The 24965-nt window shown below is 45.8% G+C and carries 24 protein-coding genes; 16 read left to right on the forward strand and 8 right to left on the reverse strand.

Features of this window, described 5'->3' with window-relative positions:
* Window positions 1-13: 13 nt before the first annotated feature.
* From LZT22_RS04325 to LZT22_RS04365, 9 genes are read left to right on the forward strand one after another with little or no spacing between them, the layout of a single operon-like run.
* Window positions 14-1147 (forward strand): RIP metalloprotease, encoded by a 1134-nt coding sequence (locus LZT22_RS04325; protein WP_233923840.1) that lies wholly within the window; start codon window positions 14-16, stop codon window positions 1145-1147.
* Between the two features lie 12 nt (window positions 1148-1159).
* Entirely contained in the window at window positions 1160-3628 is a 2469-nt protein-coding gene (gene bamA / locus LZT22_RS04330) for an outer membrane protein assembly factor BamA (protein WP_233923841.1), read from the forward strand.
* 28 nt (window positions 3629-3656) lie between these two features.
* Window positions 3657-4196 (forward strand): OmpH family outer membrane protein, encoded by a 540-nt coding sequence (locus LZT22_RS04335; protein WP_233923842.1) that lies wholly within the window; start codon window positions 3657-3659, stop codon window positions 4194-4196.
* A 5-nt stretch (window positions 4197-4201) separates the two neighbouring features.
* Window positions 4202-5263: a UDP-3-O-(3-hydroxymyristoyl)glucosamine N-acyltransferase gene (gene lpxD, locus LZT22_RS04340; RefSeq protein WP_233923843.1), complete on the forward strand. Its 1062-nt coding sequence runs from the start codon at window positions 4202-4204 to the stop codon at window positions 5261-5263.
* Window positions 5264-5304: 41 nt separating this feature from the next.
* Window positions 5305-5754, forward strand: coding sequence for a 3-hydroxyacyl-ACP dehydratase FabZ (gene fabZ, locus LZT22_RS04345; protein ID WP_233923844.1), 450 nt, complete (start codon window positions 5305-5307; stop codon window positions 5752-5754).
* A complete protein-coding gene (gene lpxA, locus LZT22_RS04350) occupies window positions 5754-6551 on the forward strand; it encodes an acyl-ACP--UDP-N-acetylglucosamine O-acyltransferase (RefSeq protein WP_233923845.1) in 798 nt (265 codons plus the stop codon). The genes fabZ and lpxA overlap by 1 nt, the downstream gene beginning before the upstream one ends.
* Window positions 6511-7743 (forward strand): lipid-A-disaccharide synthase, encoded by a 1233-nt coding sequence (gene lpxB / locus LZT22_RS04355; protein WP_233923846.1) that lies wholly within the window; start codon window positions 6511-6513, stop codon window positions 7741-7743. The genes lpxA and lpxB overlap by 41 nt, the downstream gene beginning before the upstream one ends.
* Window positions 7744-7753: 10 nt before the next feature.
* Entirely contained in the window at window positions 7754-8383 is a 630-nt protein-coding gene (gene rnhB, locus LZT22_RS04360) for a ribonuclease HII (protein WP_233923847.1), read from the forward strand.
* Entirely contained in the window at window positions 8380-9222 is an 843-nt protein-coding gene (locus LZT22_RS04365; RefSeq protein ID WP_233923848.1) for an RNA methyltransferase, read from the forward strand. The genes rnhB and LZT22_RS04365 overlap by 4 nt, the downstream gene beginning before the upstream one ends.
* 14 nt (window positions 9223-9236) lie before the next feature.
* On the opposite strand, the gene LZT22_RS04370 is transcribed toward LZT22_RS04365, so the two are convergent.
* On the reverse strand, window positions 9237-10058 hold the full coding sequence (locus LZT22_RS04370; RefSeq protein ID WP_233923849.1) for a pyruvate, water dikinase regulatory protein: 822 nt from the start codon (window positions 10056-10058) through the stop codon (window positions 9237-9239).
* Window positions 10059-10186: 128 nt separating this feature from the next.
* Here LZT22_RS04370 and ppsA point away from each other — a divergent pair, with 128 nt between their 5' ends.
* On the forward strand, window positions 10187-12577 hold the full coding sequence (ppsA, locus tag LZT22_RS04375) for a phosphoenolpyruvate synthase (protein ID WP_233924081.1): 2391 nt from the start codon (window positions 10187-10189) through the stop codon (window positions 12575-12577).
* Window positions 12578-12618: 41 nt separating this feature from the next.
* On the opposite strand, the gene LZT22_RS04380 is transcribed toward ppsA, so the two are convergent.
* The 5 genes from LZT22_RS04380 to smpB form a co-directional block, all read right to left on the reverse strand.
* Window positions 12619-13461 carry a peptidase gene (locus LZT22_RS04380; protein WP_233923850.1) on the reverse strand — a complete coding sequence of 281 codons (843 nt, stop codon included), beginning with the start codon at window positions 13459-13461 and terminating at the stop codon, window positions 12619-12621.
* 31 nt (window positions 13462-13492) lie between these two features.
* Entirely contained in the window at window positions 13493-14290 is a 798-nt protein-coding gene (locus LZT22_RS04385) for a transglutaminase family protein (protein WP_233923851.1), read from the reverse strand.
* 21 nt (window positions 14291-14311) lie between these two features.
* Complete coding sequence (locus tag LZT22_RS04390) at window positions 14312-15289, reverse strand: alpha-E domain-containing protein (RefSeq protein WP_233923852.1); 978 nt, start codon at window positions 15287-15289, stop codon at window positions 14312-14314.
* 7 nt (window positions 15290-15296) lie between these two features.
* Window positions 15297-16709 (reverse strand): circularly permuted type 2 ATP-grasp protein, encoded by a 1413-nt coding sequence (locus LZT22_RS04395; RefSeq protein ID WP_233923853.1) that lies wholly within the window; start codon window positions 16707-16709, stop codon window positions 15297-15299.
* A gap of 147 nt (window positions 16710-16856) precedes the next feature.
* Window positions 16857-17306: an SsrA-binding protein SmpB gene (smpB, locus tag LZT22_RS04400; RefSeq protein WP_233923854.1), complete on the reverse strand. Its 450-nt coding sequence runs from the start codon at window positions 17304-17306 to the stop codon at window positions 16857-16859.
* 29 nt (window positions 17307-17335) lie between these two features.
* Between smpB and LZT22_RS04405 the strand changes: the two genes are divergently transcribed.
* The 6 genes from LZT22_RS04405 (at window position 17336) to LZT22_RS04430 (ending at window position 22253) form a co-directional block, all read left to right on the forward strand.
* Window positions 17336-17767, forward strand: coding sequence for a type II toxin-antitoxin system RatA family toxin (locus tag LZT22_RS04405; RefSeq protein WP_233923855.1), 432 nt, complete (start codon window positions 17336-17338; stop codon window positions 17765-17767).
* A complete protein-coding gene (locus tag LZT22_RS04410) occupies window positions 17760-18143 on the forward strand; it encodes an RnfH family protein (RefSeq protein ID WP_233923856.1) in 384 nt (127 codons plus the stop codon). Before LZT22_RS04405 ends, LZT22_RS04410 begins: the two co-directional genes overlap by 8 nt.
* 34 nt (window positions 18144-18177) lie before the next feature.
* Window positions 18178-19644, forward strand: coding sequence for an IMP dehydrogenase (gene guaB, locus LZT22_RS04415; RefSeq protein WP_233923857.1), 1467 nt, complete (start codon window positions 18178-18180; stop codon window positions 19642-19644).
* 11 nt (window positions 19645-19655) lie between these two features.
* Window positions 19656-21263 (forward strand): glutamine-hydrolyzing GMP synthase, encoded by a 1608-nt coding sequence (gene guaA, locus LZT22_RS04420; RefSeq protein ID WP_233923858.1) that lies wholly within the window; start codon window positions 19656-19658, stop codon window positions 21261-21263.
* 4 nt (window positions 21264-21267) lie between these two features.
* On the forward strand, window positions 21268-21951 hold the full coding sequence (locus LZT22_RS04425; RefSeq protein WP_233923859.1) for a haloacid dehalogenase type II: 684 nt from the start codon (window positions 21268-21270) through the stop codon (window positions 21949-21951).
* A gap of 119 nt (window positions 21952-22070) precedes the next feature.
* Window positions 22071-22253: a hypothetical protein gene (locus LZT22_RS04430; protein ID WP_233923860.1), complete on the forward strand. Its 183-nt coding sequence runs from the start codon at window positions 22071-22073 to the stop codon at window positions 22251-22253.
* Between the two features lie 41 nt (window positions 22254-22294).
* On the opposite strand, the gene LZT22_RS04435 is transcribed toward LZT22_RS04430, so the two are convergent.
* Together LZT22_RS04435 and LZT22_RS04440 are read right to left on the reverse strand one after the other, a co-directional pair.
* Window positions 22295-23263: a tripartite tricarboxylate transporter substrate binding protein gene (locus LZT22_RS04435; RefSeq protein ID WP_233923861.1), complete on the reverse strand. Its 969-nt coding sequence runs from the start codon at window positions 23261-23263 to the stop codon at window positions 22295-22297.
* 19 nt (window positions 23264-23282) lie between these two features.
* The gene (locus LZT22_RS04440; protein WP_233923862.1) at window positions 23283-24836 is read right to left on the reverse strand and encodes an FAD-binding protein; all 1554 of its coding nucleotides are present in this window, start codon (window positions 24834-24836) and stop codon (window positions 23283-23285) included.
* Between the last annotated feature and the right edge of the window lie 129 nt (window positions 24837-24965).

The following is a 24965-nucleotide window of genomic DNA, read 5'->3' on the forward strand; positions in this document are numbered from 1 at the left end:
GAGGCCAGCACCGATGCAAGCACTGAGCACTTTATTGGCTTTTTTAGTGGCGCTAGGAATACTGGTGAGTTTTCACGAGTTTGGCCATTATTTTGCCGCTCGGTGTTGCGGGGTAAAAGTACTGCGCTTTGCGCTCGGTTTTGGTAAGCCACTCTTCATTTTTCATGATCGCCATCAAACGGAATGGGTTATTGCGCTGCTCCCTTTAGGTGGCTATGTCAAGTTATTAAACGGACGCGATGCGGAACAAACTATCTCGATAGCTGATCAAGCCAGTGACTTTGAGCGGAAGCCATTATGGCAACGCTCACTGATTGTAGCGGCGGGCCCCCTCGCGAATTTTGTCTTAGCTTTACTATTATTGAGTGTGATTTATGTTAGCGGGGTACCGCAATTGCCTGCCCAACTGCAAACCCCACCCGCCGTATCTTTAGCGGCTAAAGCCGGTTTAAGTGCTGGCGATCGGGTTATTGGCTGGCGCAGCTTGGGAAATGAAGAAAATGTCGATGACCCAGCGAATGCCTTTACTTCAGTAGTGAGCTGGAATGCTTTGCGGTGGTATTTATTGGATAGCATTACGGCACACACTGGTTTTGCGTTGCAAATTGAAAATGCCCGCGGCGGAAAATCAACCGTACGATTTTTAAGTGAGCAATTACCTGAAGTCAAACCAAAGACGGATGTATTTCGTGAGCTCGGACTTTTTCCACTGGTTGCCAATTCTCCGCAATGGTTTGAATTGCAATTAGCGCCGTTACCTGCCATGGCTTATGCCGCAGAGCGAGTATGGTTAATTACAAAAGTATCAAGCCGCATGATGCTGGGTTTAGTGACAGGCAGTACTTCTTTAGCGCAAATTGGCGGCCCACTGAGTATTGCCGATATGGCGGGCAAGTCTGCTCAAGTGGGTTGGCAACCCTATTTAGCATTTTTGGCGCTTCTAAGTATCAGTATCGGCTTGCTTAATTTGATTCCAATACCTATGCTTGATGGCGGTCAGCTACTGTATGATGCATGGGAACTGCTGTCGGGTCGACGCCTACCAGAAGCCTTGCAAGCGGTTTTACAAAAAAGTAGTTTTATCTTGTTAACGTTTCTAATGCTGTTGGCTTTGTTTAATGATTTTCAACGCTATCTTTCGCCTTGAGTCCACCAGAATATGAGTCTTAAAATTCGTCTAAGCTCATGCCTTTATGGCACCTCTATTGCTTTAGCTTTTTTTGGTTTTGCCGTTTCAGCTGCCGAGACCAATAGTAATTTGGTTACTGAGGCTTTACCCGACAATGCACCCGGACCTGCGGCTGCCCCAGCGCCAAGTACTCCGCCAAAAAATTCCGCAAGCAAAACTAGTGCGCCAGGCGATCTTCCAGCAAGCGCAACAGATTCAGGCGGGTTTGTCATAAAAGATATTCGCTTAGAGGGCTTGCAGCGGGTTGAACCAGGCACGGTATTTAGTTACCTGCCTTTGCAGGTTGGCGATAAATTTACGCCAGAAAAAGGCGCGGAAGCAATTCGCGCACTTTATGGCACTGGCTTTTTTCGTGACGTACAAATTCAAGAACAGGGCGATGTCTTAATTGTGAGTGTGGAGGAGCGGCCTACGATTAATCGCATTGAATTTACGGGCATGAAAGAATTTGATCAAGACATTGTCCGGAAATCGCTAAAGGTAGTAGGCCTTGCGGAAGCGCGTTTTTATGACAAAGCATTGATTGATAAAGCTGAACAAGAATTAAAGCGCCAATATGTGAGCAAGGGCTTATTTGCCGCCGAGGTTGTCGCAACCGTTACTCCAATGGAGCGCAATCAAGTTTCAGTGTATTTCAATGTCGATGAGGGCCCCGTTGCAAAGATTCAAGAAATTAATTTTATTGGTAATAAAGTATTTAGTGAAGGCACTTTGCGCGATGAAATGCAACTCAAAGCAAAAGGCTGGCTGTCTTTTTACACTAACGATGATTTATATTCAAAGCAAAAACTCACAGCCGATTTGGAAACGATTCGTTCCTATTATTTAAATCGGGGTTACTTAGAATTTTTAATTGAGTCAACGCAGGTGTCAATTACTCCGGATAAAAAAGGTATTTACCTGACTATTGGCTTGAAAGAAGGCCAGCGCTTTAAAGTTAAAGACATTAAGCTCGCTGGCGAATTACTTGGCAAAGAAGCGGAACTCAGCAAACTACTACAGCTTAAAGCGGGGGATGTGTACTCTTCGGCAAAGTTAGCCGAGAGTACAAAATTGATTGCCGGCTTATTAGGCTCTTATGGCTACGCTTTTGCGACAGTAAACCCCCAGCCCGACGTACGGCAAGATTTAAGTGAAGTCGATTTAACCCTAGTCATTGATCCTGGGCGCCGAGTTTACGTGCGTCAAGTAAATATTACCGGTAATTCCCGAACGCGTGATACGGTCATTCGTCGTGAACTGCGCCAGTTTGAAAGCTCTTGGTTTGATGGCGACAAAATTCAATTGTCAAAAGAGCGGATTAATCGCTTAGGCTACTTTACTGAAGCTGACATCATGACTAAAGATGTGCCAGGCGCGCCCGATCAGGTTGACGTTGACGTGAAGGTAGCCGAAAAACCGACTGGCTCTATTAGCCTTGGTGCTGGTTACTCATCAACTGAAAAAATTATCTTAACTGCGGGTATTAATCAAGAAAATGCCTTTGGTTCGGGTACGGCAATTGGCTTAAATGCCTCATTGGGAAAAATTAATCAAAACCTGGTCCTATCCCAATACGACCCTTTCTTTACTGATGATGGTATCAGCCGCTATACCGATTTATTCTATCGCTCTTCAAAACCGCTGTATTACACCGGTGATCCCGCCTACCAAATTAAGAGTGCTGGCGGAACTTTGCGTTTTGGGGTGCCTTACTCTGAAGTGGATCGGGTGTTTTATGGTACTGCGGTTGAGGCCTACCAAATTAATGCCACGTCGAATACGCCGGTACCTTATCAAACTTATGTGCAGGATTATGGGGTAACCATTCCGGGTACCTTAACCACCTTTAACGTACCCCTTACCGCTTCATGGACCCGTGACGGACGCGATAGCGCTTTAGTCCCCTCAACCGGCTCTTTAATCAGCCTTTTAAGTGAAGTTGGAACCCCGGTAGCCAATATGCAGTACTACCGTATTTATGGCAAATATCAGCAATATCACTCTTTCTCAAAGGCCCATATTTTGTCCTTTAATTTTGAGACGGGCTACAGCGAGGCTTATGGCAAGTACCCCTTTCCAATTACCAAAAACTACTATGTGGGTGGTATTGGGTCGGTTCGGGGCTACTCCCCTGGATCTATCGGCCCACAGTACTTTAATACCTCTACTGGCACCTATCAGCCTACCGGCGGGCAGTCTAAAATTGTGGCTAACCTTGAATATACCGTGCCATTCCCTGGGTCTGGCAACGACAAAACCTTACGGGCTTTCGTCTTTACTGATGGCGGAAATGCCTTTGGCACCAATATCAACCTCGTTCTAAGGTATTCTTATGGCTTAGGTTTAGAATGGATATCACCGCTGGGACCGTTAAAGTTTAGCTATGGCATTCCGATAAAATCGCAGCCAAATGATAATATTCAACGTTTACAGTTCCAAATTGGTACCGCGTTTTAACCATCTTTAATTGTTTTAAGGAAGACTTATGAAGCAACCTTATCTACCGAGAGGTTTTTCTGTTGGCTTATACACAATCTCAACATTGTTTGGGCTTGCGTTTGGTTCTTCAGTTTTTGCCCAGGAGATGCCGCCAACGCGATTGGCAGTCGTGAGCGTGGAAAAAGTGTTTGGCGAATCGAACATGGCCAAGGCAACGCAAAAAAAATTGGAACTTGAATTTGCTAAGCGGCAAAATGAATTACGCGATTCAATGCAAAAAATTAAAACTGCAGCTGAAAAATTAGATCGCGACGCCGCCGTGATGCCAGAGGCAGATCGAATTCGTAAACAGCGTGAGTTGGCTGATCAAGACCGTGAACTGCAGCGCAAGCAACGAGAATATACCGAAGATTTAAATCAACGTAATTTTGAAGAGCGCGCCAAGATTGCCGAGAAGGCCAATGTAATTTTGCGCCAAATTGCAGAGCAACGGAAAATTGATGTCATTATTCAAGATGCTGCTTACGTAAGCCCGAAGATTGATATCACTGATGATGTCATCAAGGCTTTAAATAATCTAAAGTAAGTTTCATGCCCACCGCCATCGAGCTGGCTAAACAGTTTCAAGCGGAGTTGGTGGGCGAGGGCTCTGCGCCGTTAAGGGGTTTAGCCCCACTAGAATTGGCCCAAGCCGATCAAATTGCGTTTCTATCCAACCCCCTTTATCGTCAACAAGCGCTCGATAGCGCTGCTGGCGTCCTAATTGTTAGTGCGGCTGATTGCGAATTTATTCAAGCTGCGAGTACGAAACTGCGTAGTTTTATTGTGGCAAAAAATCCGTATGCAACTTTTGCGCGCATTGCGCAACTATTTGAGGGAAACGTGAATACGAAGTATGCGCCCGGTATTCATGCGCAGGCTGCTGTGGATGCATCGGCCATAGTCCCACCCTCATGCCATATTGGTCCTTTTGTGCAAATTGCTGCTGGTGTAGTCTTGGGTGAGCGGGTAACCATATTGGGGAATAGCTCAATTGGTAGAAATGTACGAATTGGCAGTGATAGCGTGCTACACCCGCTGACAACGATTTATCACGGCTGCGAAATTGGGACACGTTGCATTATTCATAGCAGCACTGTAATTGGCGCTGATGGCTTTGGCTTTGCACCCGATTTTTCGGCGACGGGTGGCGAGTGGGTCAAAATTCCGCAAACTGGTAAGGTAGTGCTAGAAGATGATGTAGAAATTGGCGCCTCGACTACTATCGACCGTGGCGCAATGAATGAAACTCGCATTGGGGCAGGTTGCAAAATTGATAATCAAGTGCAAATTGGTCATAACGTCCATATTGGCGCTCATACTGTTGTGGCTGGCTGTGTAGGTATTTCCGGCAGTACAACGATTGGTAGTTATTGCATGATCGGAGGCTATGCTAATTTTGCCGGGCATTTGACAATTGCCGATCGCACGACGGTTTCAGGTGGTACGTCGATTATTCGCTCTATTATTGAGCCAGGACAGCACTTTACTGGCGTGTTTCCATCGATGTTACATGCGGCTTGGGAGAAAAACGCGGCGATCTTGCGTGGACTCGATAAAATACGCCAACGATTGCGTTTTTTAGAGCGTGGCAAATCTTCGACTGATACTTAATTCTTTCCTCACTGGCATTTTTATATGAACAAAGCAGCTTTATGACCCAGCCCATCTTGATCGATATCAATCAGATTTTGCAATTACTCCCGCATCGCTATCCTTTTTTATTGGTCGATCGGGTTTTAGATTTAGTGCCTCGTGTCAGTATTCGGGCATTAAAAAACGTCACCATGAATGAGCCTTTTTTTCAAGGACATTTTCCTGGGTTGCCGGTCATGCCTGGGGTGCTCATTATTGAAGCGCTTGCACAAACTGCAGCGTTGCTGACATTTTCTGAATCTCAGCAAGAAGACTCACTGTATTACTTTGCTGGCATTGATGGCGCCCGCTTTAAAAAACCGGTAGTTCCTGGCGATCAACTGATCATGACCGCTCTGTATGAACGTGAACGTGCTGGCATCTATAAATTTCAAGTTAGCGCAACTGTTGATGATAAATTGGTTGCCGAGGCTAATATTACCTGCGCAGTGCGCAAAAAAGGTGTTTAATGGCGCGCATTCATGCAACGGCGATTATTGACCCGCAAGCAAAAATTGGCGATACCGTTGAAATTGGTCCTTATGCGGTAATTGGGCCTGCAGTAGTGATTGGCGCAGGCAGCAAAATTGGTTCGCATACGGTCATTGAGGGGCGGACCACTTTAGGTATTGATAACGTGATCGGGCATTTTGTCGCTCTGGGCGGCGCACCCCAAGATATGAAATATCGAGGTGAGGCTACACAATTGACCATTGGCGATCGCAATACGATTCGCGAATTCACGACCATCCATATTGGCACTGCACAAGATACTGGAGTCACACGTATTGGCAATGACAATTGGATTATGGCTTACGTACACATTGCCCACGATTGCCAAATTGGCAATCACACTATTTTTGCTAGCAATGCACAAATTGCTGGTCATGTGGAGGTAGGCGATTGGGCGATTTTGGGTGGTATGACAGGTGTGCATCAGTTTGTTCGTATCGGACAACATGCCATGTTAGGTGGAGCATCGGCTTTAGTGCAAGATATTCCGCCCTTTGTCATTGCTGCTGGAGATAAAGCTGCGCCGCATGGGATTAACACTGAAGGCTTGAAACGGCGTGATTTTTCGACTGAAACGATTACTGCCTTACGTCAAGCCTATAAATTGTTATATAAAGATAGTCTTAGTTTTGAAGACGCTAAATTAGCTATTCATGCACTGTCGGTAAGCCCCGGTTTAGATGCTGCCACCAGCGGCAAGTTGACAGAATTTCATGATTTTATTGCCGCCTCAACGCGCGGCATTATTCGTTAGGCTTACTTTGCCAACTTTGGCATGTGTCGCAGGTGAACCCTCGGGCGATTTATTGGCAGCCTCGAGCTTGCAGGCATTAAAGCAAATTCCGGCGCAGGCGGGGCTAGAGATGTATGGCATTGGCGGCCCCTTCATGCAGGCTCAAGGCCTACAATCTTTATGGCCAATGGAAGTTTTGAGTGTGCGGGGCTATGTTGAGGCTTTACGGCAACTGCCCACCATTCTGCGTGTACGAAAAGCGCTGATTACTGATTTACTAGGCGCAAAACGCCCCGATGTTTTTTTGGGGATTGACGCGCCAGACTTTAATTTGGGAGTTGAAGAAAAATTACGCTCGGCGGGTATTCCTACTGTGCATTTCATTTCGCCATCCATTTGGGCTTGGCGCGGTAGTCGGATTAAAAAAATTCAACGAGCAGTAGATCATATGCTGTGCATTTTCCCCTTTGAAAAAGCGATTTATGAAGCTGCGGGTATTCAAGCCACTTATGTCGGCCATCCTTTGGCGAGTTCCATTCCTCTAGAGCCTAATGTGTCAGAAGCTCGAGCCCGCTTATTAGAACTTGATCCCAGTCTGCAAAATTTAACGACGGCTAAAGTGGTGGCTGTTTTGCCTGGTAGTCGTCATTCAGAAATTCAATTAATTGCGCCAATTTTTTTTGCAACGATGCCTGTTTTAGCTGAACAGCTTGAGGAAGCGGTACCCATTTTTGTTATACCCGTGGCTGCACCCCACTTAAGACCAGCCTTAGAACAGCTTCGCCTTGAGGTTTTGACTCGCCATCCACAATTACAAATTTATTTGTTCGATGGTCAAGCTGATCTTATTTTAGAGGCCGCTGATGTCGTACTCATTGCAAGTGGAACTGCCACTTTGCAAGCAGCCCTGTGGAAAAAACCAATGGTTATTTCGTATCGGGTGCCTTGGCTTACTGCGCAAGTAATGAAGCGTCAGGCTTACTTGCCCTATGTTGGTTTACCTAATATTTTGTGTGGGGAATTCGTGGTGCCCGAGTTGTTGCAATCTCAGGCCAAACCACAGAAATTGGCTAAAGCCCTGCTCAATTGGCTGCTCAACCCCGACCAAGTTGCTGCCTTACGCCAACGTTTTAGTGTGCTGCATCATGAATTGCGTCAACCGACTGCGCTCTTAGTTGCGCAAGTGTTGGCTGAAAAGTTATCACAGCGTTGAGTGCCGCAAAATGAATGCGCGGGCGATTTCTCTCTACTCGGCGATTGAAGAGGGGGTATGGATTTGTGGCGTAGATGAGGCCGGGAGAGGACCATTGGTTGGTGCGGTCTTAGCTGGGGCCGTACTCTTAAATCCCTTGCAGCCGATTCTAGGATTAAAAGATTCAAAAAAATTAACGCCAGCGAGGCGTGAATTTTTATACGCTGAAATTATGCTCAAAGCTAAAGCCTGGGGAGTGGGTGAAGCGAGCCCACAAGAGATTGATCAATTCAATATTTTGCAGGCGACGATGCTGGCGATGCAACGGGCGATTGAAAATTTAGTTGTCGCTTTAGGCGCTTGGCCTGATAAAGCGCTGATCGATGGAAATCGTTGCCCAGTCTTACCGATAGCAGCTGAGGCAATAATTAAAGGCGACACTAAAGAGCAGGCGATTTCAGCCGCTTCAATTTTGGCTAAGGTAAGTCGCGATCGACAAATGGATGAACTCCATGCGCGCTTTCCTCAATACGGTTTTAATCAGCATATGGGTTATCCAACCCCAACCCATTACGCCGCCTTAACTGAGTTTGGAATTTGCCCAGAGCATCGTATTAGTTTTGGGCCCGTGCGGCGGGTATTAAATGGTGAAGCCCCATGAATCTATTTGGTAATACCGAAGTTGAATTCATTAGCTCAAAAGACAATGCACTGCTCAAGCAAATTCGCTTGTTACAAGCGCTAGGCAGCAAAGGCCAGAAGCAACGTTTGGCAAACTCCCAAGCAGTGCTAGAGGGAGTGCATTTATTACAAACCTGGGCTGGTGACCCCAGTTTAAGCATCGTACTAACGAGTGCAGCTGGTTTGGCAAACCCAGAAATACTGGAGTCGCTAGAACGCCATTTGGCTTTATGTCCGCAAACCCGCTTAGTTGAGCTAGATACTGCACTCTGGGACTCAATTAGTGAGTTAGAGAATGCCCCCCATTTTTTGGGATTAGTGCAGCTTCCCGATTCTGTCATTCAGCCTATCGCCAAGCAATTTCTGCTAAACGGAGATGTGGTGATTCTAGAAGGTATTCAAGATGCTGGAAATGTCGGCGCCATTTTGCGTACTGTGGCAGCAACCGGGGTAAAAACGGTTGTGGCCTTAAGGGGGTGTGCCCATTTATGGTCTAGTAAAGTATTGCGGGCAGGGATGGGCGCTCACCATCAACTCACCTTATATGAAGATTGGACAATAACTAATCTCATGCAGTATCTTGATGCGCCGTTGCTGATCACTGCTGCCGAAGCGAAGACAGACTTATATGCCTTGCAAGCGCAATTAAAAAATCCTGTAGCTTGGGTATTTGGTAGCGAAGGTCACGGCGTTTCTGTTGCGCTGCGGTCCCAAGGCCAACTCGTGCGAATTCCGCTAGCAGCAGGGGTTGAATCCTTAAATGTTGCAACTGCCGCAGCAGTGTGTTTATTCGAAACTGTGCGGGTACGCAGCAGCTAATAACGCGATCTGGTTCATAAAGTTTTATCCGATTTAATCGCTTGTAAGATCGTCGTGGCAATTTCTTCAATTGACTTGCTAGTAGTAGCAATCCAAGGAATTGATTCGCGGCGCATCATCGCCGTAGCCTCGTTAATTTCATAGCGACAGTTTTCTAACTTAGCATAATTACTTCCTGGACGCCTTTCATTACGAATTTCAGCGAGTCTTTCGGGATCAATCATCAAGCCAAAGATTTTTGATTGAAATGTGCGTAAATCTTGGGGTAATTTACCGCGCTCAAAATCTTCAGGAATGAGCGGGTAGTTAGCCGCTTTTAAGCCATATTGCATGGCTAGATACAGGCTCGTGGGGGTCTTGCCAACCCTGGAAACCCCCACCAAAATGACATCAGCAGAGGCTAAATTTTGATTTGATTGCCCATCGTCATGGGCGAGTGAATAATTGATGGCTTCTATACGATTTTTATATGCATCGGTATCGGCGTTGTGGTGTAAGCGATTAATGGCATGGGTCGATTTTTGGCCCAACAATTGTTCGAGCGGCGCAACAAAGGTTTGAAACATATCGAGCACCAGGCCTTCCGCTTTGGCCACAATGCTGTTCATTTCAGGATTGACGAGGGTAGTGAAGATAATTGGCTTAAACCCCTTGTCTTGGCATGCCTGATTAATCGTTTCTAGAGCTTTATAGGCCTTTTCTGGGCTATCTACGAAAGGAATGCGGATTTGCTTAAAGCTCAGCTCAAACTGCGCCAAAATCGACTGGCTAAAGTTTTCGGCCGTAATTCCCGTGCCGTCTGAGACGATAAAAACGAGCCTAGTGGAGTTGGTCATAGTTTAAGGGTCAATTAGGTCAGTTTAGACTGACCGAGGCAAGCGGGGTACTACAATAGCGATTAATGAAGTATGCCGCATTTTTGCTGGCTGCTGAACCGCTTTCTTTATTTTTTGCGAGTGTATTTATGTCCAACCAACCAACTGTAGCCCAGGCGGGCGATGCGTATGTATTGCCTTTTGAACAACTAAGAATGACCGATGTTGAATCGGTTGGCGGTAAAAATGCCTCTTTAGGGGAAATGATTTCGCAACTAGCGAGTGCTGGCGTGCGAGTTCCAACTGGCTTTGCCACCACGGCTTTAGCTTTTCGTGATTTCTTGCAGCACAATCAGTTAACTGAGCGTATTCAACAGCGTTTAGTCAATTTAAACATTGACGATGTACGTGCTTTAGCGCAAGCGGGGGCGGAAATTCGCCGCTGGATTGAAGAAGCGCCGTTTCAGCCTCGTCTTGAACAGGAAATTCGCCGAGCGTTTGCTCAGCTAGACGCCTCAGGCCAAGGATCGTTTGCGGTGCGCTCATCAGCAACAGCCGAGGATTTGCCTGACGCCTCGTTTGCGGGTCAGCAAGAAACTTTTCTGAATGTGGCGGGTATTGAGGATGTTTTACAGAAGATCCGCATTGTTTTTGCTTCTTTGTACAACGATCGCGCTATTTCGTATCGGGTACATAAGGGCTTTGCTCATGCTGAAGTTGCTTTATCGGCCGGCATCCAGCGTATGGTGCGCTCTGATTTAGGCGCAGCTGGAGTGATGTTTACACTAGATACTGAATCGGGATTTCCGGATGTCGTGTTTATTACCTCAAGTTATGGCTTGGGTGAAACAGTAGTGCAGGGCGCAGTCAATCCGGATGAGTTTTATGTTTTCAAAACTACTTTAGCCCAGAATAAAAGCGCCATTATTCGCCGCTCGCTCGGTTCTAAATTAATTCAAATGGAATTTGCCCCTGCTGGCTCTGCAGAGCGGGTCATTACCACCGATGTTGCTCCCGAAAAACGCAATCGCTTTTCTTTGGAGGATGCCGATATTACTGAGCTTGCCAAGTTTGCCGTGATTATTGAAAAACATTATGGTAGGCCGATGGATATCGAGTGGGGTAAAGACGGTAAAGATGGCCTGTTATATATTTTGCAGGCGCGTCCAGAGACTGTGAAGAGTCAGGCCATTGGTCAATTAGAGATGCGCTATAAGTTAAAAGGTAGTTCAAAGATATTGGCGAAGGGTCGAGCAATTGGCCAAAAAATTGGCGCTGGACCAGTACGTATTATTCGCGATGCAAACGAAATGGATCGAGTGCAACCCGGCGATGTTTTAGTAGCGGATATGACCGACCCCAACTGGGAGCCCGTGATGAAACGAGCGGCTGCCATTATTACCAATCGCGGTGGCCGTACTTGCCATGCCGCTATCATTGCCCGCGAGTTAGGTGTGCCAGCCGTTGTGGGTTGCGGTGATGCGACCGACGTATTACAAGAAGGCGCGGTGGTAACGGTTTCTTGTGCGGAAGGTGATGAAGGGCATATTTATGACGGTCTGATTGAAACCGAGATAACTGAAATATCACGCGGAGAATTGCCAGAGATACCCGTAAAAATAACGATGAATATTGGTAATCCGCAATTGGCTTTTGATTTTTGCCAAATTCCGAATAGTGGTGTTGGTTTAGCGCGGCTCGAATTTATTATTAATAATTACATTGGCGTGCATCCCCGAGCGGTTTTAGAGTATCCGAATATCGACCCCGACTTAAAGCGCGCAGTAGAAAGTGTCGCGCGCGGTTATGCCAGTCCACGGGCATTTTATGAGGATAAATTGGTCGAAGGGGTCGCAACAATTGCTGCTGCTTTTTATCCTAAATCGGTCATTGTGCGCTTATCCGACTTTAAATCGAATGAGTATAAGAAACTGATTGGTGGATCGCGTTATGAACCTGACGAAGAAAATCCGATGCTCGGTTTTCGTGGTGCTTCGCGCTATGTGTCTGCCGATTTTGGTGAGGCCTTTGCTTTGGAATGTGTAGCCCTGAAACGCGTTCGTGAAAACATGGGCTTAGATAATGTTGAAATTATGGTGCCCTTTGTGCGCACCACCAAACAGGCTGAGCGCGTTATTGACATGATGGCTAAGCTGGGTCTACGGCGAGGGGAAAACGGCCTGCGCTTAATAATGATGTGTGAGGTGCCGTCGAATGCAATTTTGGCAGATGAATTTCTGACCTATTTTGATGGTTTTTCGATTGGCTCGAATGATCTGACACAACTCACGCTTGGCTTAGACCGCGACTCAGGAATGGAGCTCTTGGCGATTGATTTTGATGAGCGCGATCCAGCAGTGACCTTCATGATTGAGCGCGCTATAGACGCCTGTCGCCAGCAAAATAAATATGTTGGTATTTGTGGTCAAGGACCCTCTGACCATCCTGATTTTGCTAAGTGGTTAGTGGAAAAGGGTATTACCTCAATTTCCTTGAACCCCGATAGCGTAGTGCAAACTTGGGAAATGTTGGCGAAATAAGCGAGATTAAAGCGCGCGGGCGAAGTAGTTTGCTAAAAAGTTTATTTTTTATGGCTCTGGCGCTTTGGTTTCGTAGCGGACTTCTTTTTATTTTCATGCTCAATGGGTACCGCGCCAAGCTCTTTTGAGCTCGACATAATGGCTGTACCTCGGCGTGAACTATTCCAACTGGGTTCCGGTATTTCCATAAAAGCGGCACGTAATTTTTGTCCCCAGACCTGATGAATCATTTGGTAGTAAGGGTTACTTTCGTCAATCGTCACCAGTTTGCTGGGATGAAACGAGTTGGTTTCATAAACTAGTAAATCGAGGGGTAAACCAACCGAGATATTGCTTTTGAGAGTGGAATCCATCGAAATTAAAGCGCATTTTGTCGCCAGATTTAAAGGAGTTTGAAAATTGACAACCCGATCTAATATGGGTTTGCCATATTTTGATTCGCCAATTTGGAAATAACAATTCTCAGGTGTAGCCTCAATAAAATTACCCGCTGAATAAACATTAAATAGCCGTGGATTTTCACCGCGTACTTGACCACCAAAAATGAGATTGCAATTAAAGTCAATACCTGCTTTTTTAAGTGCTTCAAAATCACGTTCATACACTTTTTTAATGGCGTCACCAACAACTTCAGCTGCTTCATGTGCATTGGCAGCGTTCCATAAATTTTTCCCACTGAGTAATTTTCCTTGCAGTAGAATTTCTTTTACAGCTTGAGTAATAGCTAAATTTCCAGAGCTCATCAGGGCAAAGAAACGATCTTTATCTTTTTGAAATAAGGTCATTTTGCGGAAGATGCCAATTTGATCAACACCCGCGTTCGTACGGGTATCAGCTAAAAAAACCAAGCCATTTTTTAGGCAAAGGCCAACGCAATAGGTCATGGCAAGAATCCATTCTTCATAAAAATAGTTACTAGGATAATTGATGGATGGAAATAGTCGCGGTCAGTTCTTCTTCGCCACCCCCAGAGCGAACCCCTTTTACGGGCGCGGCTGAATAGTAATCTCGCCCCACGGCCAGGCGAATATGGCGCGCATCAGTAAAACAGGCATGGGTAGTATCTACACTAATCCAATGACCGCGCTCAATGTCAATACAAGCATCAATCCAAGCATGGCTGGCTAAATCGGGTGAGTCTTCAGTAAAGAAATAACCACTTACATAGCGAGCTGGAATGTGGCTGGCACGACAGAGGCCCAAGAGTATATGGCTGTGATCTTGACAGACCCCAGATTTTAAGGCGAATGATTGCGCTGCTAAACTAGCAAAATTGGTTGAGCCAGGAATATACGCAATGGCTTGCTGTACGGCCGTGGCTAAATTTAGAATAGCATCAGGCTGATTATTTTTTGGTAAGTCGGCGGCAAAAAAATCGAGCATGTCTGCAGTGGGTTCGGTAAGGCGGGTCTGTTGTAATAAATAATAAGGCGAAACCGTTTTGCTTGAATCGATAAATTCATAGGCTGCACTCGTTTTAACAATTCCTTCAGCTTCAATCATCATTGCAGTATAAGGATTATCTTGCACAAAGGTACTGCAGGTATTTTGAAAGGCATCAATTGACAGATTGGCTTTAATGGGCGTCTGAATGCACCATTTTTCAACGTCTTGCCCGGCAGTTGTAGTGGGGGTTAAGCGTAACTCTTGAATTGAGTAGCGGACTGGCAATTCATAATGGTACTCGGTGCGGTGAATAATTTTTAATTGCATGAATTGGGCAGTAAAGGGTGATTAAGCAACAGCTAGGGGTATTAGGAAGGTATTACTAAAATCATCGGCAATATGATTAATGCGCGCTAAGAAAACTTCCATAAATTCTTCGAGACCCTGACTAAAGACCTCATCGATATCGGAAAATTCAAGGCTGGCTTTTAGTTTGCCAAGCAGACGTTCGATTTCCCTCGAGTCTTGATTGCGTACAGCAGCCATTAAGGGGATTAACTCATTGACACAAGAAACTAGCGAACGCGGCATTTGTGGGTTAAAAATTAATAGTTCTGCAACTTTTTTAGGGGTGATTTGATCTGAATAAATTTGCCGATAAATTTCAAATGCAGATACTGAGCGCAGTAGTGAGGCCCAATGATAAAAATCAAAGAAGCTATCGCCTGATTCTTCTTCTAATTCTTTTTTCGTTGGTATTTGCTTTAAATTTTCTTGAATCTCATATTTTGTTTCCAAGATGCGCGCAGTATTATCAGCGCGCTCGATTAAAGTGCCAATACCTAAAAAATATAAAGCTTCATTTTTTAACATTGTGCCTTGAATCACGCCACGCACTAAATGACAGCGGTGCTTAACCCAATCTAAAAAGCGACTATGGTCTGAGCGCTCGCGATTAACTAAGATGGTTTGTAGTTCAAGCCAAGTAGTATTTTGTGTTTCCCATACCTCGGAGGTGATGCGACCGCGAATCACGCGAGCATTTTCACGGGCAGAATATAGGCAAGAAACAATACTAGATGGGTTAGTATTTTCATAAATCATGAAGTCAAGCACGTTATGACGATTGATGGCGTCATATTTGCTGCCAAAATCATCTTCTAATTTCGAAATCGTCAAGAGTTTTTTCCAGCTTTGCTCGAGAAATTGTTCTGGCTGGGGAAGTAAAGACGTTTGATGACTAACGTCGAGCATGCGTGCCGTATTTTCAGCGCGCTCGGTATAACGTGCCATCCAATAGAGGCAATCGGCGGTACGACTTAACATGATTGCCTCATTTTTCTAGGACCCAGGTATCTTTTGTGCCGCCACCTTGAGACGAATTAACCACTAATGAGCCTTCTTTCAGGGCCACTCGGGTAAGCCCGCCTGGTACCATCTTCACCGTTTTACCTGAAAGCACAAAAGGGCGTAAATCAATATGGCGGGGCGCAATACCCGATTCCACAAAAGTTGGGCAGGTTGATAAGGCTAAGGTAGGTTGTGCAATATATTTTTCTGGGTTGGCTTTTAAGTGGACGCGGAAACTTTCTATCTCAGCTTTGCTGGCGGCTGGTCCTACCAACATGCCATAGCCGCCTGCACCATGCGTTTCTTTGACCACCAACTCGCTTAAGTGTGCCAAGGTGTAAGCCAGATCTTCTGGTTTACGGCATTGAAAAGTAGGGACGTTATTGAGAATGGGTTTTTCACCTAAATAGAACTGAATCATTTCCGGTACATAGGGGTAAATCGATTTATCATCAGCTACGCCTGTGCCTATAGCATTAGCCAAGGTCACATTACCAGCTCGGTAGGCCGAGAGGAGACCAGCAACACCGAGTGTGGAATCAGAGCGAAAAGCCAGAGGGTCTAAAAAGTCATCATCAATGCGTCGATAAATGACATCGACTCGTTCGGGGCCTTGGGTAGTGCGCATGAAGACCTGCTCATTTTTCACATACAAGTCTTTGCCTTCAACCAATTCAACCCCCATTTGTAAGGCTAAATAGGTATGTTCAAAGTAAGCTGAGTTGTACATCCCTGGAGTTAACACAACCACATTGGGTTTTTTAACATCGCTGGGTTTTACTGACTTCAGACACTCCAATAAAAGGTCGGGGTAATGCTCTACGGGTGCAATGCGTTGCTCTTGAAACAAGTCGGGAAATAAGCGCATCATCATTTTGCGATCTTCCACCATATATGAGACACCAGATGGCACGCGTAAGTTATCTTCTAATACATAAAACTCCCCTGCACCTGCACGCACAATATCAATTCCCGCAATTTGCGCGTAGATGTCGCGCGGCACATCTACATTGCGCATCTCGGGACGGTATTGGGCATTATTAAAAATTTGCTCGGCGGGCACAATGCCCGCTTTAATAATGGCTTCTGCATGATAAATATCAGAGATAAAACAGTTTAAGGCTTGAACCCGTTGACGCAGCCCAGCTTCAAGCTGAGCCCATTCTTGAGCGCTAAATATCCGCGGAATTTGATCGAATGGAATCGTGCGTTCTGCGCCCAAGTCATCACCATAAACAGCAAAGGTAATTCCCACTCGTCGAAAAATCAGTTCCGCCTCAGCGCGCTTCAGACCCATAAGGGTATCGCTTTGCTGCTTTAGCCAGCGATGAAAGGTGCGGTAATGGGGCCGCGCTTTACCTGCCTCGTTGAGCATTTCGTCGTATGGCAAGTTCATCGCTATAAGTTAAATCACCTTAGGGTACTTCAGGGGCGAACGGGGAGGTTCGATGGTGCATTAATGCACAAATTTGGTGCTAAAAGAAACTTTTTAGCTAAAAACGGCTTATTTTTAAAGGCAGCTCCAGCGAAAAGTGCCGTTAGCTTAAGACAGGTCGCCGCGGGCAATGCGGGCTTTTTCTCGCTCCCAATCACGTTCTTTTTCGGTAGCGCGTTTGTCATGTTGTTTTTTCCCTTTAGCTAAGCCAATCTCGCATTTCACATTGCCTTTCGAGAAATGCAGGTTAATGGGTACAAGGGTATACCCCTTTTGATCGACCTTGCCAATGAGTTTGCGAATTTCAAGGGCATTAAGGAGTAATTTACGGGTACGCGTGGGGTCAGCTAGTACATGGGTCGAAGTGGAGCTAAGCGGGCTAATATGTGCGCCAATGAGGAATAGTTCAGCCTTGCGGATTACCACATACGCCTCTTTAATTTGTGCCCGGCCTGCGCGAATGGCTTTCACCTCCCAGCCCTCTAAGGCGAGTCCAGCTTCGCAGCGTTCCTCGATAAAATAATCAAAGAAGGCTTTTTTGTTATCAACGATACTCATGGTTTATATAGTAATTTTCTGACTTAATTATGGCAGACGTCTACAAGACCGTTTTAATTAACCAATCCGTTGAACGGATGTTCGATTTAGTGACCGATGTGGCGCGTTACCCTGAATTTCTGCCATGGTGTGGCGGCGTAGAGATTTTTGAACAGTCTGAAACAATTTTAGACGCCAAAATACACATTCATTTTAAAGGCATTAATCAATACTTCCATACGCGCAATGTGAATCATCGCCCCGAAACCATTGATATGGTTTTTGTCGATGGACCGTTTCGGCATTTTTCAGGTCAGTGGAACTTTATTGCCTTGCGCGAAGATGCGTGCAAAGTAGAGTTTAAGTTGCATTGGGAATTTAAAAATGCCTTGCTCGATAAAATTATTGGCCCCGTCTTTGCCCATATTGCTGGTACGTTTGTCGATCGCTTTGTCACCCGAGCTGAAAGCTTATATGGCTAAAGGCTTGAATTTGTGGCTTTGCGACGCCCGCGCAAGCGCTAGTTTGCAAAGGGGCGATGCCTCACCGATCATTACTCCTTTGTATTTACCCCTGCCAAGTGGCGCGGTGGCCACCATTGGAATGGCCTTAATGCGTGCCGGGATTGCTAGTGGGCCCACTGATCCAGCCTTTAGTCGAAAGGGTTGTATTGGGGTCTTTGGCAAGCGCAAAGACTGGCTTAGCCCTATTTATGAAGGTGATCGAATTGAGTTATATGGCCCCTTATTGATTGATCCGAAGGCAGTGCGGCGTAAAAAAGCCAATCAAAACCGGGATAGTGAATTAAAGGCCAGTGCCCTGGCTCGTCAGGCCCGTCGCAAGGCGAAGCAGCGATAAGTCTATAATCTGATTTTGCGACTAGGGGTTTTGTATGCGACTCATCCAAAAAGCACTCACTTTCGACGACGTGCTCCTTGTGCCTGCTTATTCGGCGGTCTTACCACGTGATGCGAGTTTAATTAGTCGTTTAACCCGCGATATTGCCTTAAACATCCCCTTAGTTTCGGCGGCCATGGACACCGTAACCGAAGGTCGTTTAGCCATTGCAATGGCCAGCGAGGGTGGTATTGGTATTGTGCATAAAAATCTCAAACCAGCTGAGCAAGCCCGCGAAGTAGCTAAAGTAAAGCGTTATGAGTCAGGCGTCTTGCGTGACCCCATCACCATTGGACCTGAGGTTACCGTGCGCGAGGTGATTCAGTTATCGCGTGAACATGGCTTTTCTGGCTTTCCTGTGCTGCAGGGCAAGACGGTCGTGGGCATCATCACTAATCGCGATTTACGCTTTGAAGAGGAGCTTGATGCGCCGGTAAAAACCAAAATGACGCCGCGCGATCGACTCGTTACTGTGGGCGAAAGCGCTTCATTAGAAGACGCCAAGCGCTTAATGAATAAACATCGCCTTGAACGCGTGTTGGTGGTCAACGATGCTTTTGAATTACGGGGCCTAATTACGGTTAAAGATATTTTAAAGGCTACCGAGCATCCGAATGCGTGTAAAGATAGCGAAGGTAAGTTGCGCGTTGGGGCGGCGGTTGGAGTGGGCTCAGATAACGACGAGCGCGTCGAGTTACTGGTGAGGGCAGGGGTCGATGTGATTGTGGTTGATACGGCCCATGGTCATAGTCAAGGGGTTCTTGATCGAGTGAAGTGGGTGAAGAAAAATTATCCGCAAGTGCAAGTGATTGGCGGCAATATCGCCACTGCTGATGCCGCAAAAGCATTATTGGAAGCGGGGGCCGATGGCGTCAAGGTGGGTATAGGCCCCGGCTCCATTTGCACTACTCGCATTGTGGCGGGCGTCGGTGTTCCACAAATTACTGCCATCGTCAATGTTGCGCTGGCCCTCAAAGGCACCGGTGTGCCATTAATCGCCGATGGTGGAGTGCGCTATTCAGGTGATGTGGCGAAAGCGCTGGCAGCTGGAGCAGATGCGGTAATGATGGGCGGCATGTTTGCAGGTACTGAAGAGGCGCCAGGTGAAGTCTTTTTATATCAGGGCCGTTCATATAAAAGTTATCGTGGCATGGGTTCTTTAGGTGCGATGACGGATGGTGCTGCTGATCGGTATTTCCAAGAAGATATTGCCACTGCTAATGCCGATAAGTTAGTTCCCGAAGGTATCGAAGGGCAAGTACCTTATAAGGGTAGCGTTCTCACCATCTTGCATCAACTGACTGGCGGTATTCGTTCCTCAATGGGGTATTGCGGTTGTAAAACAATTGCCGAGTTACATGACAAAGCCAATTTTGTAGAAATTACTTCAGCAGGTGTGCGTGAATCGCATGTGCATGATGTCAAGATTACAAAGGAAGCACCTAATTACCATATTGATTAAACGATATCGCTGTGCACGCTAAGATTCTTATTCTTGATTTTGGTTCCCAAGTAACCCAACTCATTGCCCGCCGTATCCGTGAAGCAAAAGTCTATTGCGAAATTCATCCTTACGATTGCGCTCCTGAACTGATTCGACGTTTAGTAGAGCAAGACGACTGCAAAGGCATTATTCTTTCTGGCGGTCCAAATTCAGTTACTAGCAGCGCTAGTCCTAGAGCCCCACAAATTGTTTTTGAATTAGGTGTGCCAGTACTTGGCATTTGTTATGGCATGCAAACCATGGCTGAACAATTGGGCGGTGCGGTTGCGTCAGCCGAGACGCTGGGTAAAGCCCGCGAATTTGGTTACGCAGAAGTTCGAGCACATGGCCATACTGCCCTTTTAAAAGGCATTGAAGATTTTGTGACTACTGATGGTCATGGCATTCTGAAGGTCTGGATGAGTCATGGTGATTCGGTCACGACTATGCCGCCTGGCTTTCAATTAATGGCCTCAACCGCCTCTTGCCCCATTGCTGGCATGGCCGATGAAGCCAAACAATTTTATGGTTTTCAGTTTCATCCAGAAGTAACCCATACCCTGCAGGGCGAAGCCATCTTGCAGCGTTTTGTACATGATATTTGTCATTGCCCAGGCGATTGGGTGATGGGTGATTACATTAGTGAGGCCATCGCGCATATTCGCGCACAAGTTGGCAGCGATGAAGTAATTTTAGGTTTATCGGGAGGCGTTGACTCGAGCGTTGCCGCAGCATTAATTCATCAAGCGATTGGTAATCAACTTACTTGTGTATTTGTCGATCATGGTTTATTGCGCTTGAATGAAGGTGAAATGGTGATGGAAATGTTTGCCCGTAATTTAGGGGTGAAGGTTATTCGGGTGGATGCAGCTGAACAATTTATGGCGCAGCTAGCAGGCGTAAGCGATCCCGAGATGAAACGTAAAATTATTGGCAAAGAATTTATTGACGTATTTCAAGCTGAATCCATCAAAATTAAAAATGCCAAGTGGTTAGCGCAAGGCACTATTTATCCGGATGTCATTGAGTCTGCTGGCAAAGGTAAAAAGGGTGCTCATACCATTAAGAGTCACCACAATGTAGGCGGTTTACCAGATGATATGCACTTGAAATTACTCGAACCCTTACGTGAATTATTCAAGGATGAGGTGCGCGAGTTGGGTGTGGCGCTAGGTCTACCCCGTGAAATGGTCTATCGCCATCCCTTTCCAGGCCCTGGTTTGGGTGTGCGCATCTTAGGTGACGTGAAGGCTGAATACGCTGATTTACTGCGTCATGCCGATGCCATTTTTATTGAAGAATTGCGCAACACGATTGATGAAGTTAGCGGAAAATCATGGTACGACTTAACGAGTCAAGCTTTTGCGGTATTTCTACCAGTCAAATCAGTAGGAGTAATGGGCGATGGTCGCACTTACGAATATGTTGTAGCTTTGCGTGCAGTGCAGACTCAAGATTTTATGACCGCACATTGGGCGCATTTGCCTCATGAACTATTAGGGCGTGTATCTAACCGAATTATTAATGAGGTGCGCGGAATCAATCGTGTGGTCTACGATATTAGTGGTAAGCCACCCGCTACGATTGAGTGGGAGTAGCTGCTTGAGTACAAAATTAGTCACCTTTGATGTCTATATGGCTCTTCTCGATATCGAGGGCAGTCTCCGGCCTGTCGTTCAGGAAACGCTGGGCCTGGATGCCGATATTGCCTCAGCATTCGTGCGTCTTTGGCGGACCAAGCAAATGGAGCGAGCCGCCATCAGCAATTCACTTGAGAGGAGCCGTACATCCTTTGGCGAATGTACGGCCATGGCTCTCGACTACTGCCTTGGTCGCTACAACATTACAATAGGAGCGGATACGCACAGCAATCTACTCTTCGCCTGGGATAAAATAAAACCATGGCCTGACGCCGATGCTGCCATCGCTGCTGTCAAGGCAATGGGTTGCCAGACGGCGATCCTTTCCAACGGTGATCAGCGCATGCTCGAAGCCGTCGCCCTCAACTTTTCAACACAATCGTTTGATCACATTCTTTCATCCGAAACGGCTGGTTACTACAAACCACACCCCTCTATATACAATTTGCCAGTGAGTATTCTTGGCATTTCCAAAGAAAACACTGTCCATATTGCCGGCAGCCCTAATGATGTCCTTGGAGCAATCGCGGCGGGAATTCAATGCATCTGGTCAAACCGTCATGGTGATCTAATCCTCGATCCCGCTTTCCCGCCTACCCACGAAATATCAAACCTCACCGGTGTCGCTAACTTAATTGATGCTTAAAGAGGTGCTGTAGGCCGCACGTTCGAATCGTGCTGGGTAGGCAAAAAACTCAAAAATAATAATTATTACCTCAGTCAATTGAGATCTATTGGATCAATCATGATCGAACTTGAGTAGCGTTGGAGTCACCTACCTCAAGTTTTGATTACATTGGCGTAGCTCAGTTTGGCCATGGATCGATAGATAAAAAATTCCCATTTTTTGGTGGGCTTGCGCCCGCATTCCCCGCGGCAAGAGTAGATCCAACGACGGCAGATGCAACTATGGATCGTTGTATGAACTCACGACGCGAAACAAGTTGATTTTTTTGCATTTGTAAAATCCTTATTCGTGGTCAATAGGTTTAGTCAGCCTTGATATTCGTAGCCTTAATTACCTTTGCAAAATTTTGGATATCATTTCTAACGTAGGTATCTAGTGATTGCGAAGTCCCACCAAAAGGCTCGGCAGCCTGTACAAATAGTTGTTGAACTACTTCAGGACGCTTTAATATTTCATTAACGTCCGAATTGATTGACTGAATGATTGCGGCTGGAGTGCCTGCGGGTGCATATAGCGCTACCCAAAAGACGCTATTAAATCCTGGGAAACCACTCTCAGAAACTGTGGGAACGCTTGGCAGATTTGGGGAGCGTTTTTCACTAGTTACTGCTAATGGGCGAAGGCGCCCAGCATTAATGAAGCCAATAGATGCAGTCAGTCCCGAGACTAAAACCGGTACTTGCCCTCCCAAAACATCAGCAGCAGCAGGGCCACCACCTTTATAGGGAACATCAACCATTTTGATGTTAGCTGTAAATTTAAATTGCTCACCGGCAATATGTTGTAGGGAGCCAATCCCAGCGTGAGCATAGCTTAATGAGTCGGGATTGCTTTTCGATGCCGTCACAATATCTTGAAGCGACTTATAAGGGGTTTGTGGGTTGACTGAGATTGCATTTGGAGTGGAGGCCAATCCAACTATGGGAATAAAGTCCCTAGGAAAAATTTGGGCTTTGGCGCCTATTAAGGCAGGGTTTGCAGCATTACCACTACTAGCAGCTAAGAGGGTGTATCCATCATTTGGTGAGTTTGCGACAAACTCAGTACCAATCATGGCATTAGCACCCGGCTTATTTTCTACTACTATTGTGGCCCCCATTTTTTCTGTCAATTTTTGGGCAATCATCCTCGTTATAACATCGGTGCTTCCACCTGAGCCATAAGGCACAATGATTTTGATGGGCCGATTAGGGTAAGTAGATTGTGCAAAACTGGATGTGATATTCCAAGAAGTGAGTATCACCAAACTAGCTAAAAGAACTTTTTTCATGTTATTTCCTCCTAATAATTTAAGTTAGTTGCAACGCCTCTAGTTTAGAAACTTCATTTCCAGCAATTTGGCCGCTAATGAGGCATTCAGCCAAATTACCACCTGAAAGATATAAGAATCCCCATATTGAACCTATTTCACCTGCAACATAGAGCCTAGGGATAACTTCATTAAATGTATTTAAAACCTCTTGTTTTGTGTTGTGTACGAGAGCACCCTGAGTATTTGATACCACTGGCCAGACCGCTCCAAAATAGTAAGGGGCAGTGTGGATGGGTATTCTCGTTTGTGCGGGCCTACCTAACTCGTCGATTGCATTTGAGCTGCATAGAGTATTCCATTCTCGAATCGTATTTTGCAGAGTATCAATTGGCACATTCATTAAAGTTGATAGCTCTTCAAGTGAGTCGGCTTTCTTCAAAATGCCTAAATCAACTTCCTTAAGATTATCAGAGCTCCATTCGTAGACATCAATATCGGGGTCATTAATAAAGGCTTTTGCAACTGGATACAGCTTTCGTCCATCCTCATCAAAAAGCATAAACGCGGGTAAATTCGGAAATCGATTTTTACTAGCTTCATATTGATCCATATAGCGATGACCTGTATCGTGTCCATATGGCTCATATTCGTTCATGAAGCGTTTGCCATCTTGATTAATCAGAATCCAAGACATGCGAACATCTGTGGTTGTTACGCCTCTGGTCCAGTCTGGTAATTTTTTGCTTCTGATGCCAAAGGGGTACTTGGGGTCAGTATGACGAAATCCATAGCTGCCATGAAAATGCCACATATGACCAATATCCGCACCTAAAGCTTGAGCCATTTTGATGCCATCTCCAGTATTACCAAGAGTTGCAGCAGGTAACACGGGATAGAGTTGCCAGTACTGACGCTGCATTTCAATGCCAGCTTCAAATCCTCCGCAAGCTAGAACTACTCCATATCGCGTTCCGATTCGTCGAATTTGATTATTAGCTTCAACTAATAATCCGGTAACTACTCCATTGTTATCAATAATCAGTCTTTGCACGGCATTGGAATAGCGTACCTCAATATCAAGCTTTTTGACATTGTCATTGATCACCTTGAAAGCATTAGCACCCGATTTGAGAGATTTTGCTCTAGGAAACTCTTTGCTTTGATCAAAGCCAGGCACGGAATCGTATTCCATAAATTGAAAAGCTTCATAACCAGGTAGCGGGTAATTTGCTGGTCTGTCAAGCGTGGTCAGGCTTGCATTATTTACTTCACCTAATTCTTTTAACAATGTAGGAAGCTTAACCATTTCTCCTGAAAAGTGGCTTAACAGACTGTCATTAATTGTTTGTACATTAGTTGCCTTTAGGTACTCATAGGCCTTCTCTTTATTTGTAGCAATCCTAAAGCCACCACCTGAACAAATCGATAATCCACCTGGGATACTCATTTTTTCAAAAATGATCGCTTGTCGTCCAACCTTGGCCGATGCAATTGCAGTCATGCCGCCCGCAAAGCCATATCCCACAATCGCTACATCTATGATTTCGTCAAAATGATCTGACCCTGCTTGGGCGTGAGGAAATGCCGTCATAGATTGCTAACCTTAAATAATAATATGTTCCGCATAGCAGAACTTACAAATTTCATAATAACTATTGTGGGATAAAAAAAACATATTGACAAGTGTTTAATTAGGTTTTAGAGTCTTTTTAACTAAATA

This window comes from Polynucleobacter sp. IMCC 29146 (assembly GCF_021395195.1).
GTDB lineage: Bacteria > Pseudomonadota > Gammaproteobacteria > Burkholderiales > Burkholderiaceae > Polynucleobacter.

Bases quoted from the DNA above. Each gene is read 5' to 3' on its own strand.
- LZT22_RS04335 (WP_233923842.1), top strand. From the start codon at position 3,657: ATGAAGCAACCTTATCTACCGAGAGGTTTTTCTGTTGGCTTATACACA.
- LZT22_RS04385 (WP_233923851.1), bottom strand. From the start codon at position 14,290: ATGCAATTAAAAATTATTCACCGCACCGAGTACCATTATGAATTGCCA.
- guaB (WP_233923857.1), top strand. From the start codon at position 18,178: ATGCGACTCATCCAAAAAGCACTCACTTTCGACGACGTGCTCCTTGTG.
- LZT22_RS04395 (WP_233923853.1), bottom strand. From the start codon at position 16,709: ATGAACTTGCCATACGACGAAATGCTCAACGAGGCAGGTAAAGCGCGG.
- LZT22_RS04390 (WP_233923852.1), bottom strand. From the start codon at position 15,289: ATGTTAAGTCGTACCGCCGATTGCCTCTATTGGATGGCACGTTATACC.
- LZT22_RS04370 (WP_233923849.1), bottom strand. From the start codon at position 10,058: ATGACCAACTCCACTAGGCTCGTTTTTATCGTCTCAGACGGCACGGGA.
- LZT22_RS04365 (WP_233923848.1), top strand. From the start codon at position 8,380: ATGAATCTATTTGGTAATACCGAAGTTGAATTCATTAGCTCAAAAGAC.
- smpB (WP_233923854.1), bottom strand. From the start codon at position 17,306: ATGAGTATCGTTGATAACAAAAAAGCCTTCTTTGATTATTTTATCGAG.
- LZT22_RS04405 (WP_233923855.1), top strand. From the start codon at position 17,336: ATGGCAGACGTCTACAAGACCGTTTTAATTAACCAATCCGTTGAACGG.
- fabZ (WP_233923844.1), top strand. From the start codon at position 5,305: ATGACCCAGCCCATCTTGATCGATATCAATCAGATTTTGCAATTACTC.
- lpxD (WP_233923843.1), top strand. From the start codon at position 4,202: ATGCCCACCGCCATCGAGCTGGCTAAACAGTTTCAAGCGGAGTTGGTG.
- LZT22_RS04435 (WP_233923861.1), bottom strand. From the start codon at position 23,263: ATGAAAAAAGTTCTTTTAGCTAGTTTGGTGATACTCACTTCTTGGAAT.
- LZT22_RS04325 (WP_233923840.1), top strand. From the start codon at position 14: ATGCAAGCACTGAGCACTTTATTGGCTTTTTTAGTGGCGCTAGGAATA.
- ppsA (WP_233924081.1), top strand. From the start codon at position 10,187: ATGTCCAACCAACCAACTGTAGCCCAGGCGGGCGATGCGTATGTATTG.
- rnhB (WP_233923847.1), top strand. From the start codon at position 7,754: ATGAATGCGCGGGCGATTTCTCTCTACTCGGCGATTGAAGAGGGGGTA.
- LZT22_RS04440 (WP_233923862.1), bottom strand. From the start codon at position 24,836: ATGACGGCATTTCCTCACGCCCAAGCAGGGTCAGATCATTTTGACGAA.
- LZT22_RS04380 (WP_233923850.1), bottom strand. From the start codon at position 13,461: ATGACCTATTGCGTTGGCCTTTGCCTAAAAAATGGCTTGGTTTTTTTA.
- LZT22_RS04410 (WP_233923856.1), top strand. From the start codon at position 17,760: ATGGCTAAAGGCTTGAATTTGTGGCTTTGCGACGCCCGCGCAAGCGCT.
- lpxA (WP_233923845.1), top strand. From the start codon at position 5,754: ATGGCGCGCATTCATGCAACGGCGATTATTGACCCGCAAGCAAAAATT.
- lpxB (WP_233923846.1), top strand. From the start codon at position 6,511: ATGATTTTATTGCCGCCTCAACGCGCGGCATTATTCGTTAGGCTTACT.
- bamA (WP_233923841.1), top strand. From the start codon at position 1,160: ATGAGTCTTAAAATTCGTCTAAGCTCATGCCTTTATGGCACCTCTATT.